We start from the raw sequence: 18,311 nt of genomic DNA, 5'->3' as shown, positions 1-18,311 counted from the left end.
CCAAGCGATTAAAAATTCCGTCGCTGGGGTTCTTTATGTTTGTTAGACTACAAGAATGACCGTCTACTCCCTTTATTGGGACGATAGCTCTTAATGGCATTAATCAAGCCGATGCACGATGTGATGTCAACAAAGAGGGCGTCTCTTATTCATTCCCCATCGTGCTGATGTCGATGACAAACCGGTAACGGACATCTGAAGCAAGCACACGCTCCCAGGCTTCGTCAATCCGGTCAGCTGAAATGACCTCGATTTCAGATGCAATATTATGTTCAGCGCAGAAATCAAGCATTTCTTGCGTTTCACGAATTCCGCCAATCATCGATCCGGCAAACGAGCGGCGGTGGCCGATCAGCGAGAATACGTTTACTGCCAAAGGATCAGCAGGCGCACCGACATTGACTAATGTACCATCCAGCGCCAGGAGCGAAAGATAGGCATCGATATTAATCTGCGCGCTTACAGTATTTACGATTAGATCGAACGAACCGGCAAGCTGTTTAAATGTCTCCGGATCGCTAGTGGCATAATAATGATCCGCCCCTAATTGCAATCCGTCTTCCTTCTTCTTCAGGGACTGTGATAAAACAGTAACCTCAGCCCCCATGGCATGAGCGATCTTCACAGCCATATGTCCAAGCCCGCCAAGACCCACTACAGCTACTTTTTTACCGGGAGCTGCTCCCCAATGACGCAGAGGTGAATAGGTGGTGATTCCTGCACACAGAAGCGGTGCAGCAGCAGCAAGCGGAATACTGTCAGGGATCCGAACCACAAAATCTTCGGTTACGACGATATGAGTGGAGTAGCCGCCTTGCGTATACTGCCCGTACCGGTCGATAGCTCCATAGGTGCCCGTATTTCCACTCAGGCAATACTGCTCCTCACCTTTATGGCAATTACTGCACTCTCCACAGGAGTCAACCATACAACCTACACCTACCCGGTCGCCCACTGAGTACTTTGTGACTTCAGAACCAATCTGGCTGACAATTCCGGCGATCTCATGCCCCGGAACGAGTGGATAGTTGACCGGTCCCCATTCCCCCCGGGCAGTATGAATGTCCGAGTGGCAAATGCCAGCGTATTTAATCTCAATAAGAACATCGTGCGGCTGCAGATCTCTGCGTTCGATTGTGGTTAGCTTAAATGGACCTTCCTGACTGAATGTAGCGCGTGCATTAACTTTTATCATAGTGAAACCTCTCTTCTGGTTAATAATAAAATCTAAAACGTCAGCTTTACAAAACATATGTTATTACTTAAAGTTAACTCTAAGTCAAGCACAAAATATATTTGAGATTGGAGATAGATGATGAAGACATACTCCATAAGTGAAGTTGCAGAGTCCTTTAACATGACACCACATACCCTGCGTTACTATGACAAGGAAGGTCTTTTCCCTTCTATAGAAAGAACCTCCGGCGGTAAACGTATATTCAAACAATCCGATATGGACGCTTTAAAGGTAATTGAATGCCTGAAGTCATCCGGGATGCCAATTAAAGAAATAAAACATTTCATTGAGTGGTGCTCTGAGGGGGATTCCACCTTACAGCAAAGATATGATATGTTCCTGGAGCGGAAAGCTTCCGTAGAAGCACAGATGGAAGAATTGAAAAAAACGATGGAAGTCATAGAACATAAATGCTTCTACTACAAGACCGCCTTGGATAGTGGTACGGAAGATATCCATAAAAATAATGAAATAAAAAGTTCATCCGCTCATTAGGAATGGACCTTCAAATTACAGTAAAGGCGGGGCAGATTGATCTGCCCCGCCTTTCTTCAATTCATAAACTTTTTAGTTGGTACGCCTTTTTGCCAGAAGCTTCTCCGTAAAATTCACATCAAAAAAATGAATGATGGGTCCCAGACCAAGTGCTGACACCAAAGTTCCTAAGCCCACAATGCCTCCTGCCAGGAAACAAATCAGAGCACAAAGCGCATCCGTAAACATCCGGTGCCAAAAATAAGATATTTTAGGGAAATTCTCTCTCATAATCAGGGACAAGCTGTCGTAGGGAGCTACTCCCACCTTCGATGTCTGATACAGGGAGACCCCAAAACTGCATACCACCACGCCAATTGCTACGATAACCACTCGCTGCCATAACAAATGAGGTTCGCCGAACAGAGATAGCCAATTATTATGAAAGAAAGTAGCAATATATCCTAAAAGAATTGCGTTTACGAAAGTCCCGACTCCAATAAACTTTCGTCCTGTTATGAATTCGATTACAAACAATAGCAGGTTCAGTAAGATCAAAAAATTCGCATATGTTATACCGACGCTCTCTGCAAGTGCCATTGCCATACCGCTGAAGGGATCATTCCCCATACCGGACAGCTTGAAAATACTAATTCCCATGCCCAGAAATACATTGCCGATAATCATAATAAGCAATCGTTTTTTATCGACGTTATGAATATATCCCCTCATATTGTCCATCCTATTTTCATATTAAAAATGCAACTTACAATAACGACGTCATTATATCATATTTTCTTGATTTGGATTGGAAAGAAATACAAAGACTACACAGAAAGGAGACGATTAAATGAAGGACGACAAGAAAGCTCCGCTTGACGGACGCGGCCCGGGTGTTGATCCCATAACCGAACCCGATTCAAGCCTGGCTGGCGATATGGGAGCAACAGGTAAGCTGGAAGAAATCGTGGGTGCTTTGCAGGGCGACCCTGTCCGATATTATTACAGCTAATGAGGTATCCCGTTTTATAATATTCCAGGATCCGGGATACTTTGTTATCTAATCAACTTTCCTAAAAAGGCAACTTATCCGCAGACAAGTCGCCTTTTAGTACTTTAATGTTAGCTTAACTCCGTGAGATCCTACACTTCCCAATGGCTTTAATCAAGCCGATGGAGATTAAATCCTCTATCGCTCTCCAACTCAATAATATCCAGTCCTTCATGTAACAAATGCATATTGTCATTGCCATTCGATTTTAAAGTTATAAATCCAACCTTTGATCGATATGGAGTGGCTGCTATATCAGTTCTTTCATAACTGACAGTTAGTTTAATTGATACAGATTCCAATTTTGCGCGTTCGAGCCATTGTCATCCCAAATTTGAACATTCGTACCGTTTTCAGTGCCTGCGGAAGCTACATCCAAAGCTTTACCATTATGGCTGGCAATCAATTTATAAGCGCTCCCAACCTTGACAATTTTCCACTTCTGATTAGCTCCGGCACCATAGCTCCATATTTGTACATTCGAACCACTAACTGTACCCGCTACATCCAAACCTTTATTGCTATTGACGTTAATGACGTTGTACAGCCCGCCGCCGACATCTGTGATTACCCACTGCTGAGCACCGGTTCCGTTATCATCCCAGATCTGTACATTTGTACCGTCTGAAGTACCCGCAGCAGTTACATCCAATACTTTGCCGCTGCCTACGTTAACCAATTTGTAGATTTTACCTGAAACAATGCCATCGCTTGGCGGTTGCGAGGATCCATACATTTGGTCTTTGACAAACTTACCGGATGCAGTTAACTGTGCATCTGACCACCCACCATACGGGCTTGCGCCTGGTACCAGTGCAGCGGATACCTCCGATTTATCGCATAACGACCAGTTGGCCCAGCTTATTTTTCTATCTTGCATAAAGTCCGTCCAAACCTTAGATTCGGCAAGGAATGGACCGCCATCTCCAGAGGCATCGCTTGTTCCCCACTCCGTGATGAATACAGCTACACCTTTGCTTCTCGCATAATCTATACGGTCTCTTAGCCATTGACCATGAGTACCAGCGTAAAAATGCGTTGTATACATAATGTTGCTGTAATAGAGCGGATTGTTCGCCGCATCCTGCACATCCTGGCTCCATGTTCCGGTTCCTACGATAATAATACTACCCGGAGCAATGGAACGGATAACCGGAATGACTTCCTCAGCATAAGGCTTAATTTTACCGTTCCATGTAGTGGCAGACCCATTAGGCTCATTACATATTTCATAAATCACGTTCGGATAATCCTTATATAAGGAGGCCATTTCACTAAAAAATCCCTTTGCTTGTTGTTTGTAGACGTTCGGGTCTTGCTCACCCAACACATGCCAGTCGATGATTACATAGATGCCAAGATCAATAGCGTTTTGTACAGCTTGTTTCACTTTATTTTTTTGGGAAGGGTCATTGATATATCCGCCATCTTGCGTATACATCGCAGCACGAAACACGGTCATACCCCAATTGTCTCTTAGCCATTTCATACTGTCGTAGTTCGAAAACTGTCCAAACCACTGCAAGCCGTGTGAACTCATACCCTTTAATTGGATCGCTTCTCCTGCCTGGTTCACTAATTGGTTTCCAGAAACTCGCAATTGGCCGTTTTTGGATACTACCGAATTAACTTCTTCGGCCTTTACTTTTTCAGTTGGGACGAAGGATACGGCCATGAAGGTGATAAGAGATGCAAAAAAAAACGCAATCATTCTTTTCAACATGTATAACTACCTCCTTAAATTGTTTGTTGCACTTTTCTCGGCTTACCGAAACCTTCATATACCTGATGGTCAGTGGACGCTCAGATGGAGGTTGTCCGCACCATTCTCTGCTGTACAAGAATTGAAGCGTCTAGGCAATTCCCCGTTAATCCCCCCCTTTATCAAAGGATCACTCGCTTATCTATATGGTATCTCTTGGTGTCTCATTGTCATTTAGCGAATTACGCATTAAGTTGTAAAGATAATCGGATAATTGGTATCTTTATGGATGCCTTACATAATAAAAATCCATAGAGATTTAATGATGTAAAAAGATAAAATAAATAACTTGAGGGATGGATAGGTAGGAAAAAGAAGATCCAAACTAAGAGCCGATGGTAATGTTGGCTAGAACGTTGAAGGAATATAAAGTAGGTGTACTCTGGTGAAATTGCATTATAATGGACAACGGTTCATCTACAAATAAATAGGCTGACTACTGCGTAATAAAAGCACATGGCTACCAAAAAGTAGCGTGTCAAATCGGTATAGTTTAGTTGATAGGCATATAGAGGTGGAAAGGGTCAGATCTAAGAGGTATTATCAATCGAGTATAATAGTTATTTAAATTGAGATTCACAAGATGCGTTCTCAAGCAGGTTTCTCCATAACAAGAAACCGCTTACATTTCTATTTGATTATAAAATATACAAATACTTTTTAATACCCAACATTCTACTACTAAATTTCATATAAAATTTATAGGCTCATTCCTCCTCACACTGGACTCCCCCGCGCTTGGCTAGGGTAAACACTGGCCTGACCCGTTTAGGACTTGAATGATACTGCTGAATTCAACGCAAGGCACATTACAAAAACAATCGACCCGGTCAAAAAGACCGAGCCTTCACTCACCCTTACCTTAAGCGCTTCTACTGTAAAGAATGGGCTTTCCTGTAATCGGAAGGGGAACAACCGACATATTTTCTAAACTTAAAATGAAAGTAATCAACGTTTGGAAAACCAACCAACTCTGCTACTTTATATACTTTATATCCCTGCTCCAACAAGGATTTGGCGCGATCCATACGTACTTTATCTAAATAAGTCCTAAAGGGCTCTCCCGTATAATTCCTGAAAATTTTACCTAAATATGCGTTGTTATAATTAAAGGAATCCGCTAGGCTCTCCAGCTTGAGATTCTTGTGGTAATTCCGCTGAATAAACTCGATCAACTGCTTCAATGAGGTATCTCCATTACTTGATTTAATCTGTCTATTTAAATCAGATAACAACCGCATCGCAAACCTGTTGAGATCAAATCTACTTTGTTGCTGATACAACTGAACGATTCTACCACGAGCATCCTGTATGACATCGTGCTTCGTTGGTAGAGAGAGTAACAACTTGTTTATGGTCGTTGAAATGATCTGCGCATATGCGAGCTTCATATCTTGCTCCCTGTACCCGGCCTGAACCATCTCATCTCCCATTGAAATAATACATTTCTGTGCAGCTTCCATATCTCCGACATCTAGAGCGATCAATAATGTTTGGGAAAACTCTTCCAAATCAAGCGGTATCTCCTGCTCCAATGATGGAAAGTCGGGAGCGGTATGCAGCAAGTCTTCACCTGGCATAAAAAAGCGGAAGGCCAAAAGGTCTATGCACTTTTGATAAGAATGTACTACATCAGTCAATGAATGTACTGGACTGCCAATGGCGGCACAGAAATCAAGCTCTGAACCAAGTAATTGAATAAGCTCCGAATGTAGGGCTTTTCGATCCTCTTCCTGGATTATATCCTCATTTAGAAGAATCCCCGTGTAGGAACCCATGGGAACTACTTCTCCACGTCCGGAAGCCTCAAAGTGTTTCTTAAGCAACGCTTCCATTCGGTATAGCGCTTTTTCGGCTGTTTTTTTCTCGCTGGACAGCTCAATCACCAACACCTGACAGGTTTTCAACATCAGGTTATACCGGATGGCATGCTCCGCCAGTTCCGGGGTGACTGCGCCCAAGTGCAAAGCTTGAATCAACCCTACTTTCATCTTCTCCCGTCTATCTTCTTGCTCCCCATCAAGGATGCTCCTTAAACGATGCAGGTAATCCAATAATTCATCCTGATCCACAGGTTTCAAAATATAACTGTCCACTGTATAGGTCATGGCTCTTTTAGCATTATCGAAATCCGCATATCCACTTAATATAAGAAAATGAACATCGGGATCCTCCTTTCGGAGCCTCTCGATCAGTTCCAATCCATTCATGCCTGGCATACGGATGTCAATGATCATGAGATGCGGCAGCATTGTTTTGTGTTTCTCAATGGCGTCTATTCCGTTAGAAGCCGCATCACAGACTTGGAAACCAGCGTTTTCCCAGGGAATTAGTGTTTTCAATCCTTCCCGAATGTACTGCTCGTCATCTACGATAAGAATCTTATACATGCTTATCTCCTCCAAGCGGAATTCGAAAACTCACCTTCGTTTCTTGATTGCTTTTGCTATCGATGTGAAGCCCATATGTATTGCCGTAAGTCAACACAAGACGCTGATGTACATTTCGTAAACCAATCCTATTTTTTTCATCCTCTACGTCTTCCAGGGAGCTTTGCAATGCTTCGAGCTTTTCTTGATATATGCCTATTCCGTTGTCAACAACCTCGATCTGAAGTTCATCTTGAAGGCGTGTCACGCTTATGAAAATACAACCCACTTCCATCTTATTTTCCAATCCGTGGATGACTGCATTTTCGACCAAGGGTTGTAGGATCAGTGGTGGAACCGGCACGTTTAGGGCAGCAGGTTCCACATCCATCTTGTAGGTTAATCTGTCTCCAAACCTAAATTTTTGGATTTCCAAATAACAATGAATCATTTCAATCTCACTTTTCAGCGGGATGCTCCTGCTGCCGACCTCCAGGTTCTTCCGCATCATTTTTCCAAGCATCTGTACGGTATTGGATATTTCAGCTTCTCCCTTCAAATGCGCTCTCATCCGGATCGATTCAAGGGCATTAAACAGAAAGTGCGGGTTGATTTGGCTTGCCAGCATTTTCAGCTTGATTTCAGTTTGCTTTTGCTGCAGCAAGCTTTTTTGCTGGTTAGATTCTTGAATCTCCGACATCAACGCGCGGATACTGCCCACCATCGAATTGAATTGACGGGAAAGTTGGGCAATCTCGTCCTTACCTTCAATCTGCATTGTTATCGTTAAATTTCCCAAAGCTACCTTGTTGATATGTTTGCTTAGGCGCAATAGGCGTGATGATATTAACATGGAGAAAAAGTAAACCAGCAAAACTGCCACAAACAAGCTGGCGATGATCACGGACAGAGCCAGCATTTTGATCCGATTGGCATCTTTAACAATGGATTCAACGGAATAAATGGAAATAATACGCATTCCATTTAGACTTGATCTTGGCATCAGCTCTTCAATAACAATCTTTGATTTCTTACCATCCACAAGAGCATCGTAGGTTCCTTTGCCGTGATCCATTAATTCAGTATCCAAATGAATGTCCTCCAAGGACCTTCCAGTTAGGTTTTCATGATTTGCTGCCACGATATTGTTATAGCTGTCCACAATCATGGTCTCGAAAGGCTCCTGGCTTACGATGGATTCCAACTCATTTGTACTGATAGCAATTACCAACACTCCGGTTTTATGAGTTTCCAAAAAATCTATTCGTCGGATCAGACACAACTGTTTCTTGTGCGTGTTAACATCCTCAATGAAACTCCACGTAATTAGTCCCCTGGCGTTCATCGCATCTACATACCATGGCATTTGCATGACTTCCGGTGTTGGCTGGTTAAAAATCCAGTTATTTAACATCGTAGGATTCTTGATAAAGAAACGAAAATATTCAATTTCTTTATATAAATCCACGTATTCTTGAAATTTTTTATAGTCGTTATACGTTTTGACTACATCGTATACGGATGTATATTGAGCGGTGACAACCCTACTCAGCTGACGGTCAAATAACAGACGATAAGATACATCGGAAGGAGAATACAATAAATCCTCCGTCCGTTTCTTCAACCGTTCCACATTCTTTACACTCTGATCTAAGGCGTTATTCAATGCCATTTTCCGCAGTTCTAACGTTAAAAAAAAACCTACTATTATGACCGGAACAAATACAGCAATGATGAAGGATAATATCAATTTGTTCCGTATCCTCATGTTATTTAAGAGGTTCATTATGGCATACATTACTCCTATTAAAAGCATTATTAGTAACTTTTACAGCTAACGTTTATCGCGAATCATTTCTGTCTGTCTAAATTTAAGAGCCTGTATTTTATACAGGCTAATTTTAATGTTTAATTATTCATTCCAAAGCTTCACGCGTGCTTGAATCAGCTTCGTATATTCCTTCTCCATCTCTTTCACGCCTGCCTTCTCGATATCTTTCATATAAACATCCCAGATGGCGTCGAATTTTTCAGGTTTTGCAAGAATCGCTTCAGGTATACGCTTCCAGGTAATATCCTTCATTTTCTCAGCTAGCACACTGACTTTGGAGTCAGCTGGAGCAGAAATGTTCCATGCTACACCCCAAGGCTTAACCGGGAATTCAGATTCACCCGGGAATAACTCCTTCCAATTTTTGATGCCGTAGCCTGTTAACACTTCCTTCTCCACATCATTATAGGAAGCTTCAATTTGTTCCGGGAAGTTAGTAGTAATATAGTTGCCTGTAGAATCCTTTACGCCGTCGCCATAGTGCGGACCTATGTTATTATAAAAGCCTATACCTGTTTTTTTGGAGAAATTAATGGAATCGTTGATTTTTTGATCATTGATTTCTTGAGGAATTTTTCGCACACCGTTTTCTACAACGTAATGCATACCCTCAACACCCCAGTAGGTAAGAACTTGGCCTTCCTCGGAGGCGAGATAATCAAGGAATTTAATGGCACGAACCGGATCTTTGCAAGTTTTAGAGATCGAAATACCGTAACCTGCCATGAAGCCAGTTGACTGGAAAGAATGATCTTTGAATTGTTCATTCAGGGTAACCGGATAATGACCGTAGGCATGATCGAATTTCCCCTCTGCCTTCAAGCTTCTCTCACCGTCACCATACTCCCAGTCTTGGTCGATCAAGCCCAATACGCTGCCTGATGCGATTTTCGCTTTATATTGGTCAAATTTTTGTATGAAGGACTCTCGATCCAGCAGACCAATATCGTTCATATGATTCAACCATCTGAAGTATTCTTTCTCTTCAGGACGTCTGAAGTGATACATTGCCTCATAGGTCTCAGGGTTGATATAATATTCTCCATCGTCCGGGGCACCGGTAGTAAAGAATGCAGGATTTGTAACAGAGATCAAAATTCTCCAGTCTTCCGCGAGCAGGGATAGACCGATGTTTTTCTCGCCTTTTTCATTGGTCGGATGCTTGTCGAGATAGGTTTTGATAGCGTTCTCGAAATCCTTAACTGTTCTGATCTTCGGGTATCCAAGCTCTTTCACGACACGATGCTGAAGCTCGAAACCACCGGTTGCGCTAAACCCGATACCATCCACGCCTGCATAAGTTGGAAGTGAATAGATACTATTGTCTGTTTCACTATAACGCAGGCGCTTCATATATTTCCCGTATAGCTTTTTGATATTAGGGGCATGCTTCTCTATCAGATCGGTCAGGTCAAGGAGTGCATCTGCATCAACCATCTTGTTAATATCGTTTTTTGCACTGATCAAATCAGGATACTCGCCACTGACTGCGATAAGCGATACTTTTTGGGAAGGATCACCTACAGCAAATTCTGCATCCAGAGATACACCTGTTTTTTCTGTGATGACTTTCCCGATATCATCCCGCATGTCTACCCAGTTCGGATTTGGATCTTCTGCAAAAAAAGAGAAGGTGATCGGTTCAAGCTTCTCTGAACCTTGGTTGTCATTGCTTCCTTTGTCTGCTCCTTTGCTAGAATTGACATTTGAATTATTGGCTTCTTCATTGTTATTGCCGCTGCAACCGATCATTGTGATTGTTAAAGATAGGACCAGTATTAGCGTTAATATCATTTTACCTGTTTTCCCCTTCATCTGTACTGCCTCCCCTGAAAGATATTGATATATGTATAACAGGTAACCCTGTTGATACCGAAACTAGCTCTTCACTGCACCTAAGGTCATCCCCTTCACAAAGTACCTTTGCAGAAAGGGGTAGACGATCAGAATGGGTACAGTTACAACGATGGTAATGGCCATTTTGACAGATTCCGGTGAAATCCTATTCATTAGTTGTGACATGTTCGGATCATGAATATCATTGGAACCGATCTGCGTGCTTTGCAGCACCTTCATCAATTCGTATTGCAAGGTAGTTAGATGGCGAGCCGTGCTATTATAAAGAAACGTATCAAACCAGGAATTCCATTGACCCACTGCCAAAAAGAGAGCAACAGTAGCCAACACAGGCTTACAAAGAGGGAGGATCACTCTCCAGTAGATCGTAAAATCATTGGCACCGTCCAGCTTGGCAGATTCCTGAAGTGCACTGGGCAGTCCGTCTATAAAAGATCGGATGATAAATACATTCCAAGCGCTTACCATACCGGGCAGTACATAAACCCAAAAGGAATTCATCATTCCAAGATGACGGATCAGGATAAAACCCGGGATCAATCCGCCGGATACATACATTGTCATGACCAGAAAAGTCGAAACCAGCTTTCTTGCCTGAAAATCGGACCGGCTCAGGACAAAAGCGAGCATGGATGAGCTCAGCAATCCTAGTAACGTACCAACAAAAGTTCTGAGCAATGAGATTTTAAATCCGGTAATCAATCCCTTGAAGGAGAAGATGGCATCGTAGTTTGCCCAAGTCCACTTTCTCGGCCAAAGGTATATCCCTCCCTTGACGGTATCCATAGAATCATTTAATGATATGGCCAGTACGTTTAGAAAGGGGTAAAGCGTAATGACAAACGCCAAAGTCATAAAGGAACAGTTAACAATGTCAAATATCTGATCGGACCTAGAAGTGTTAATAGCTCTGCTTTGTCTGTTCATATCCCTGCCCTCCTACATAATGCTTTCTTTCGATGTTCTTTTAAATATCGTGTTCGCTGTAAACAGCAGGATCACTGCAACTACAGAGTTGAATATATTAATGGCCGTACCAAAGGAATAACGCCCAAGCTGTAAACCGTAATTCAAGGCATACAGATCCAAGGTTTCGGCCTTATCAGCAACAATCGGGTTGCTCAACAGGAACTGCTTTTCAAAACCGATATTAATTAAGTTTCCGATGGACATAATCAGCAGAATGATGATTGTTGTCCGAATTCCCGGAAGCGTAATATGCCACATTTGTCGAATCCGGGCCGCCCCATCTACTCTGGCCGCTTCATACAGTTCCGGATCAATTCCCGTCATTGCAGCCAAGTAGATGATCGAATTCCAACCTGTCTCCTTCCAGACATCGGAAGCTGTCACAATTCCCCAAAACCAGTCTGCTTTCGCCAAAAACTGAATAGGTTCAGCAATAATATGCAGATTCATAAGTAGTCCGTTGATTCCGCCATCGATGGACATCATCTTGTTGATGATCCCAGCTACGACAACCCAGGATACGAAGTGGGGTAGGTACGATACGGTTTGCACAATACGTTTAAACATTTGACGGCGCAGTTCATTAAGCAAGAGGGCAAATAGGATAGGAATTGTAAATCCTGCGAATAACCCCATAAAGCTCATAGCCAACGTGTTTTTGAGTGCCATGTAAAACCGTTCATCATGGAACAATTCCCTGAAGTTATCAAGCCCTACCCATTCCTGCTTCATGAAAGACTTACCCGGCCGATAGCGTTGGAATGCCATCGTCCAGCCCCAGATCGGGATATAGTTAAATACGAATACCCAAGCAACAAAAGGTATGGACATCAAATACAAATACTTTTGTTGAAAAAGAGTCCTCCAGAACTTACCCGATTTCCCCCGGGGTTTAAGTGGCTTCGCTGCTGTTAACGCTTCCATTTATATTGCCTCCTTTTCTCTGACTTCATGATAATCTCTTGAAATCGCTTATATAACCCAATAAAATAGTGTATTTAATCATGTGAAAACTATATTTATTATTTAAAGAATGCTAGCCTTAAATTTCATTTTAAAATTGGAGATGTACTTATTAATACCAAAATCCATAGCTGCAGTGCTTTTATATCTTTTGGATACTTTGCAATATTTTTTGAGATATCCATGCTTCTTTAAATAAAAAAAGACCTCGTTTAGGGTCTCTTTATTGTTAACTTAAGCCTTAAATTTTTGATATTCTTTCAGGACGATCTTCATTTGTGACAACAATAAACTAGAAGAAGATATTTCATCTCCTGATGCAAATTGTTCTTGAGTTGCAGCTGAAATATCTTGTATTCCATATGAAGTATTTCAAATACTTTAGCTATATCTATACTCATAAAAAACTCAAAGTTATTAGTAATTATTACGATTTCCGAATTGATTATAAGTTTATTTGAAAATAATGTCAATCTCAATTCCAACTAATTAATGATACTTACGATATATCTAATCCAGAGACTTTGTTCGTCCTCAGAAGCAAATTGCGTAACAGTTTCGTACTTAAGTCCAATTCCTCTCCAGATTGTGGATGCGCTATATTCTGATGAACATAGTGGTAATGGCTGCTGCCCTGATAAATTTTCATCCTTCATGCAACATTTCCTCTATGCCAGTTGTTTACACAGTGTAGAACCAAATAAGCGGTTCAAGACGAGAGGAGAACTTAACTATGAATAAACTTTCTACAGCCATTATGGCCTGCACACTTGCGCTTACATTTCCGATGACGGGTCTTGCCGCTAATGCACCGAAGAACGGGCTGACTGCCACTCATCAGGAGTATCACATTACTGGGAATAAAATAGTGATAAAACTACAGCCGAAAGTGATCAATAATGTCACCATGGTGCCTGCTCGTGCAGTTTTTGAAGCCCTTGGCTTTACTGTCAAATGGGATGAAAAAAAGAAGGCATTCCATGCTGAAAACGGAGAGAGAGAAACTGATTTCGTTATTGGAACAGACAGTTTTTTTGCCTATAGCACTCATTCCCTTGGTATGACTGCACCCACTTCCCTTGGTACGGCTCCCGTTACAATCAGTGGCTCCGTTTATGTGCCTGTGGGACTGTTCTGTATTATACTCGGTAATGAAAATGCCGTCGTTGTAAAAGACGGTAGCATCAGTATTAATGGTGATAAAGTAAGCAAAGACGCCGACAAAAAGGGAACAGAGATTCCAAATCCCTATGTGAGCTATAATACTGTGGAGGATGCACGAAAGGCAATGGGTGTAGATTTTGCGGTTCCTTCATTGCTTCCGAAGAATTACAAGCAGGACGTTATTTCTATCATAAATGACACTGAGATTAAAATGGCACAGATTGTTTATCAGAATGGGGATAATAAACTGTATTATCGTGTATCGCAAAACTCCGGTGACATTAGCGGTGATTACAACGAGTATGAGACCACAAAAACTGTCGCCATAGGAGAGTTAAAGATTACACTGAAAGGAAATAAAGGACTTGTCTCCATAGCTTCTTGGGAATCAAATGGTTTCAACTATTGCTTGATGCCAGATAGCGCACTCTCCGTTGAAGAGTTACAAGCCATCATTAAAAGCATCATATAATTCCAGTTCTATGCAATTACAACAACCCGGAAATAGTTGATTTTCCGGGTCGCTTGTTTGTGATGATTTTAGAGAAAGTGAGGGTATAATGACGAATAATCCCGTCTTTCTACAACCGTCCTTTAATTACCTTTTCAGGATTAAAACAGGATTAAATTTTATCATTTATTTATGTCGTCTCTTTTTTGGCCAATATATTAACCTTAGTAGTGCAGCCAGCAATCAGCCAAGACTTAATTCTGATGCGATGCAGTCACAAGTCAGAGGCGCTAATATACTGCGAGTGGAGATTGCATTAAAAGCACATGGTGATGCTCTCTTGCGGTTATCCCATTCCTATCTTCATAATATATCTGATGCCGAGGATATCTTGCAGGAGACCTTACTCCAGATGCTACGGAAAGCGCCGGTTTTTGAATGCCTGGAGCACGAAAAGGCTTGGTTATTGAGAGTAGCCATCAACTTATGCAAAAATAAAATTAAATATAACCAGCGACGACGCTGGGAGGAATTGTCTGAATCACTCTCTTGTGAGATATCGGAGGATCTCTCCTTTGTGTGGGATACTGTCGGTTCGTTGCCAGTTAAGTATCGAGAAGTAATCCACCTATTTTATCAGGAGGATATGACTACCAAAAAGATAGCCAAGCTACTCGATAAGCAAGAGTCTACTGTTCGTTCCCTACTACACCGGGCTAGGGGCTATTTGAAAGATGAATTAAAAGAGGTGTATGATTTTGAAGAATAAGTATCGGCAGGTGCAGGAAATGATCTATGTTACACCAGATATGGAACAACGGGTTTTGGCTCATTTAGCCCAGGCAGAGCAAAGTATATCCGAGGCGAAAAAGCCCGTTATGCCCCGTATTTCTCTTAAGTTTGTGATTTCCATTGCAGCCTGTTTAGCCCTTGTGGTTTGTTTTATGACGGTTAAGCCTTTTATAATGAAACCGGACACTCCTATACCACCTTTACTAACTACCTCACCCGTTATAGATTATGAGAGCCCGTCCCAGCTGTCTGAAAATCTTCCCTTTCAGCTTTATATGCCTTCGAGTTTATCTAAAGATTATACTCTGGAATCAAGTTCGATTCTGTTTGAGAGAACCGCCCAGCTGATTTACTCAAGCAATACTGACAGAATTAAGTTCCAGATGACAGAAGGAGAGCTGGATGAGAGCGGAGATTTTACTGAATATAGACAAATCAAGACTGTTCCCTCAGACCATGGTAAATTGACCATTAAAGGAAACAACGACCTATTTTCTGTTGTATCATGGTCGCAAAACGGTTTTTCCTTCTCAATTTCCACCAGTAAGCCCTTGTCACTAAAGACTATGGTTGGATTAGCTGAAAGCGTTGCTCCATACTCATCTCAATAATAAAAGAGGCAGGCACATAGTTGTGTTTGCCTCTTTTCAAATTTATCTATCTGAACAGCTAGTATCCTATCAGTGCCACTATTAATTCAAACAAAATCTCATTAGTTATAAAGAAAACAAAGACATGATTTCCATGCGGTTCTAGCACAGTCTTAAATAAATGATTAAAGTCTTTGCAGTGGTATTACATGGGTTAAGTGTGTTATTAGTTGAGTTCATTCGGCAAGGGTAGCCAGCGACGGATGACTTCTTGAATGAGCGGCGCATGGTAAACCAGCTATCCATGAGGGGCGTAGGGTAGCACCCCACTGGCATCCATGGATTCATTCATCCAGAAAACCACCCGAAAGGGTGCTTATCTTTTACCAGGCTACAGTAACAACCATTGCTTTAGGACTTGGAGTATGAAGCGATGGGCTGAAGTCACGGACATCATCATAGCAAAAGCCGTAAGCCAACCGATCAATACTATGGTTATGCCAGAACTTCACAAATTCGTTGGAAGGTGCTGTTTTAAAGAAATAACTTTCATTTCCCCAGTTTGTTGGGTCAACCGTAAGCAGCAGGTGTCTGTTGATTGCCGCACACAGTTGGGCCTGGATCGCCAGTTCAACATCGGTAATCGACGCAGGTTGGCCAGCACTTCTTCTGTCAAAGGCACCTTTGCCTTCCAATGCGTCAGGAGTTGTCGGTTTATCCACATAATATTGGTACGGTGTGAATCCACTGCCGTTATTCGCATCCTTTTTGAATACGAGCTTGTCGGTTCCCGGCACCACATGCCCGCTGTAGGTTACCAGATTGCCTCCGCCGACAGGGACGGAAAATACCAGTTCTTTACTACGGTAAGTATTCCAGATGTCATTAATGTAGGCATCAAAAAAGTGCGTATTGTCTTCACCGTTCACAGGGTGTCCAAATGAGCCTTTACCCGGAGCCAGAATCCGGTATGGAGAGTTTGCCAAGGAAACGAACTTGTCGGATACCTCGTTCTTGTAGGCGGCGTAAATGGCAGCGCGAGATTCCGTTTCGCCGACAGTACGGTTGTAACCGTCGTGTCCGATCAATTGCATTTTTAGCGGGAACCCGAATTGATCCACTCTTGTTGTGTTGCCATGGAATCCGTTTGGACCCAAATTGAATTCGATAAAATCAAAATAAACCTTCTGGTTGGCGTCCGTTGGGGAGTTGATGTCCGGTCCCTGATATCCAAGGCCGACGATATTTCCGGCGCCATCCAGAGCGTCAACCGTACGGATTAATACAGGCTCACCATAGCTCATATAGAGCCTTGCAGATTCGATATCCGGGATGGATACCCAGCTTGCGTCACTCAGCTTATGGAAGTAGTTGGTGTAATAATCATTCGTATTATTGCCGTCTTGGTTATTCTTGTAATAGGTATTGTCCGTTCGTTTCATTTCGACTAGGCTGCCGGTTGCATCCACGTGAACGAATTTTCCCGTTTGACAGGATTTGCCGACAATCTGCCAGTAAACCTGGCTATCTGTGTATTGGCCTTTGCTGTCATTTTTAATCTGGATAGTCAAGCGGTTGCTTCCGACCGGCACATCCGGGCCTCCGCCCGTATTAATGCTGTATGCCGAAATCGCTGCTGGAGAGTCAAAATAACCCGTTTTCACGGCTATGGCCTTGAGAGTCTGGCTTTGCGATACTTGGATGGCTCCGGTGTATAGTGCGGACTGGCGGGTGGGTGTGCTGCCGTCGGTGGTGTAATAAATGGCGGCATCACTTGGTACAGCAGAGATAGTAACATTCTGTGCTGAGGTGTAAGTGCCTGCACTTGGGCTGAACGTTGGAGCGGATAATGTTGCCGGATTTTCTCCTCCGCCTTGTCCGTAGGTGTATGAAACCTGTGCTGTGTCGGTTGCTCCTCCGGTTGCTTCATTAAAATAGGTAAATGAGTATTTAATGACATCGTTCGCAGCTAATGTAACGGGAATTTTATATTCATAGTTGCCTGTAGCTGCATTTTTTTGCATGGAGATATTCTGCTGAACACCTGTTTGACCGCCGGATGTGATAGTGTAATGTACATCCAGGAATCTCAGCGTTAAGCTGGTCTGAAACCAAATTGTGCCTGTGGAGCCGGTCTCACTTATGCCAGCAGTGTAGTCACCCGCCGCATTCACCTTCGTACCCACCAGCGGCAAAATAGCCAGCGCCAGCGTTAACCAAACTGTAAAGATTTTTTTTAACATAATTAGCCTCCGTTTCTTTTTGTTTCTTCTATTTTCACTTCACCATCAGCGAATCGCGTCCACTCCCGATGAATTCCCAGAAAATTTTATTCATTGGAATGAACGAAACAGAGTTTCGAGATTTCTTTGTGTTTGTTTCGCAAAGCTATTATATGCCGGGAAAATAGCCTTACTATACATTCATCTACATAAATCAATGATTTTTTACGAAAATTAACGAAACAGTTGATTTCCAATGCACTGAGGACGTATCAAGATTGAGCATTTAATCGAAGTCTAGACAGCGGGGATAAATCGTTATGTGAAGCGGTAACCCGTACTTGTAAAACTGTTGCACACCAAAAACTCTGCAGGTTTTATTTGAAGCGCCCCCCTTAAAATAGACATTGGAAAAACCATGGGTAAACGTGAAGTAATTCTAGGATGTACATTTTTTATGCCAACAAAGAAAGGAGAAAGTATCGGATCAAAGGGCTACCTCATTTGAGGATAGACGTAGAGATGCACACAGGGTTGAAACCGAGCATGAACGAGAAATGCGTCGTTTGAAATTGGAGG

At 42.4% G+C, this 18,311-nt stretch carries 15 protein-coding genes; 5 read left to right on the top strand and 10 right to left on the bottom strand.

The genetic code is table 11. The features are described from left to right. Positions 1-145: 145 nt before the first annotated feature. Positions 146-1,195: an NAD(P)-dependent alcohol dehydrogenase gene (locus NYE25_RS28160; RefSeq protein WP_341147406.1), complete on the bottom strand. Its 1,050-nt coding sequence runs from the start codon at positions 1,193-1,195 to the stop codon at positions 146-148. Between the two features lie 120 nt (positions 1,196-1,315). On the opposite strand from NYE25_RS28160, the gene NYE25_RS28155 reads away from it, so the two are divergent. Beyond that, complete coding sequence (locus NYE25_RS28155; RefSeq protein WP_341147799.1) at positions 1,316-1,732, top strand: MerR family transcriptional regulator; 417 nt, start codon at positions 1,316-1,318, stop codon at positions 1,730-1,732. 72 nt (positions 1,733-1,804) lie between these two features. Here the strand turns inward: NYE25_RS28155 and NYE25_RS28150 are convergent, their stop codons facing one another. Further along, complete coding sequence (locus tag NYE25_RS28150) at positions 1,805-2,443, bottom strand: YczE/YyaS/YitT family protein (protein WP_076284368.1); 639 nt, start codon at positions 2,441-2,443, stop codon at positions 1,805-1,807. A 118-nt stretch (positions 2,444-2,561) separates the two neighbouring features. Here NYE25_RS28150 and NYE25_RS28145 point away from each other — a divergent pair, with 118 nt between their 5' ends. Next, a complete protein-coding gene (locus NYE25_RS28145) occupies positions 2,562-2,723 on the top strand; it encodes a hypothetical protein (protein WP_341049537.1) in 162 nt (53 codons plus the stop codon). Between the two features lie 316 nt (positions 2,724-3,039). Here NYE25_RS28145 and NYE25_RS28140 read toward each other — a convergent pair whose 3' ends face one another. The 7 genes from NYE25_RS28140 to NYE25_RS28110 form a co-directional block, all read right to left on the bottom strand. Continuing rightward, entirely contained in the window at positions 3,040-4,485 is a 1,446-nt protein-coding gene (locus NYE25_RS28140) for a cellulase family glycosylhydrolase (RefSeq protein ID WP_445667159.1), read from the bottom strand. A 911-nt stretch (positions 4,486-5,396) separates the two neighbouring features. Further along, on the bottom strand, positions 5,397-6,914 hold the full coding sequence (locus tag NYE25_RS28135; protein WP_341049538.1) for a response regulator transcription factor: 1,518 nt from the start codon (positions 6,912-6,914) through the stop codon (positions 5,397-5,399). Beyond that, complete coding sequence (locus NYE25_RS28130; protein WP_341147405.1) at positions 6,907-8,643, bottom strand: sensor histidine kinase; 1,737 nt, start codon at positions 8,641-8,643, stop codon at positions 6,907-6,909. Before NYE25_RS28130 ends, NYE25_RS28135 begins: the two co-directional genes overlap by 8 nt. A 162-nt stretch (positions 8,644-8,805) precedes the next feature. Beyond that, a complete protein-coding gene (locus NYE25_RS28125) occupies positions 8,806-10,539 on the bottom strand; it encodes an ABC transporter substrate-binding protein (protein WP_341147404.1) in 1,734 nt (577 codons plus the stop codon). A 63-nt stretch (positions 10,540-10,602) separates the two neighbouring features. Next, the gene (locus tag NYE25_RS28120) at positions 10,603-11,508 is read right to left on the bottom strand and encodes a carbohydrate ABC transporter permease (protein ID WP_341147403.1); all 906 of its coding nucleotides are present in this window, start codon (positions 11,506-11,508) and stop codon (positions 10,603-10,605) included. Between the two features lie 12 nt (positions 11,509-11,520). Continuing rightward, a complete protein-coding gene (locus tag NYE25_RS28115; RefSeq protein ID WP_341147402.1) occupies positions 11,521-12,474 on the bottom strand; it encodes an ABC transporter permease in 954 nt (317 codons plus the stop codon). A 524-nt stretch (positions 12,475-12,998) separates the two neighbouring features. Further along, entirely contained in the window at positions 12,999-13,169 is a 171-nt protein-coding gene (locus NYE25_RS28110) for a hypothetical protein (protein WP_341049545.1), read from the bottom strand. Positions 13,170-13,246: 77 nt separating this feature from the next. Here NYE25_RS28110 and NYE25_RS28105 point away from each other — a divergent pair, with 77 nt between their 5' ends. The 3 genes from NYE25_RS28105 to NYE25_RS28095 all read left to right on the top strand — a co-directional run bounded on the left by NYE25_RS28105 (position 13,247) and on the right by NYE25_RS28095 (position 15,531). Further along, positions 13,247-14,149: a stalk domain-containing protein gene (locus NYE25_RS28105; protein ID WP_341147401.1), complete on the top strand. Its 903-nt coding sequence runs from the start codon at positions 13,247-13,249 to the stop codon at positions 14,147-14,149. Positions 14,150-14,237: 88 nt separating this feature from the next. After that, positions 14,238-14,897 (top strand): RNA polymerase sigma factor, encoded by a 660-nt coding sequence (locus tag NYE25_RS28100; RefSeq protein ID WP_341147400.1) that lies wholly within the window; start codon positions 14,238-14,240, stop codon positions 14,895-14,897. After that, a complete protein-coding gene (locus NYE25_RS28095; RefSeq protein WP_341147399.1) occupies positions 14,887-15,531 on the top strand; it encodes a hypothetical protein in 645 nt (214 codons plus the stop codon). Before NYE25_RS28100 ends, NYE25_RS28095 begins: the two co-directional genes overlap by 11 nt. Before the next feature lie 362 nt (positions 15,532-15,893). Here NYE25_RS28095 and NYE25_RS28090 read toward each other — a convergent pair whose 3' ends face one another. After that, positions 15,894-17,753: a beta-1,3-glucanase family protein gene (locus NYE25_RS28090; protein WP_341147398.1), complete on the bottom strand. Its 1,860-nt coding sequence runs from the start codon at positions 17,751-17,753 to the stop codon at positions 15,894-15,896. Positions 17,754-18,311: the final 558 nt, after the last annotated feature.

The sequence above is a fragment of the Paenibacillus sp. FSL E2-8871 genome (genome assembly GCF_038000345.1).
In the GTDB taxonomy this organism is placed as follows: Bacteria; Bacillota; Bacilli; order Paenibacillales; family Paenibacillaceae; genus Paenibacillus_AQ.
Note: the sequence above shows the minus strand (reverse complement) of the source record. Positions and strands in the feature narration are given on the sequence as shown.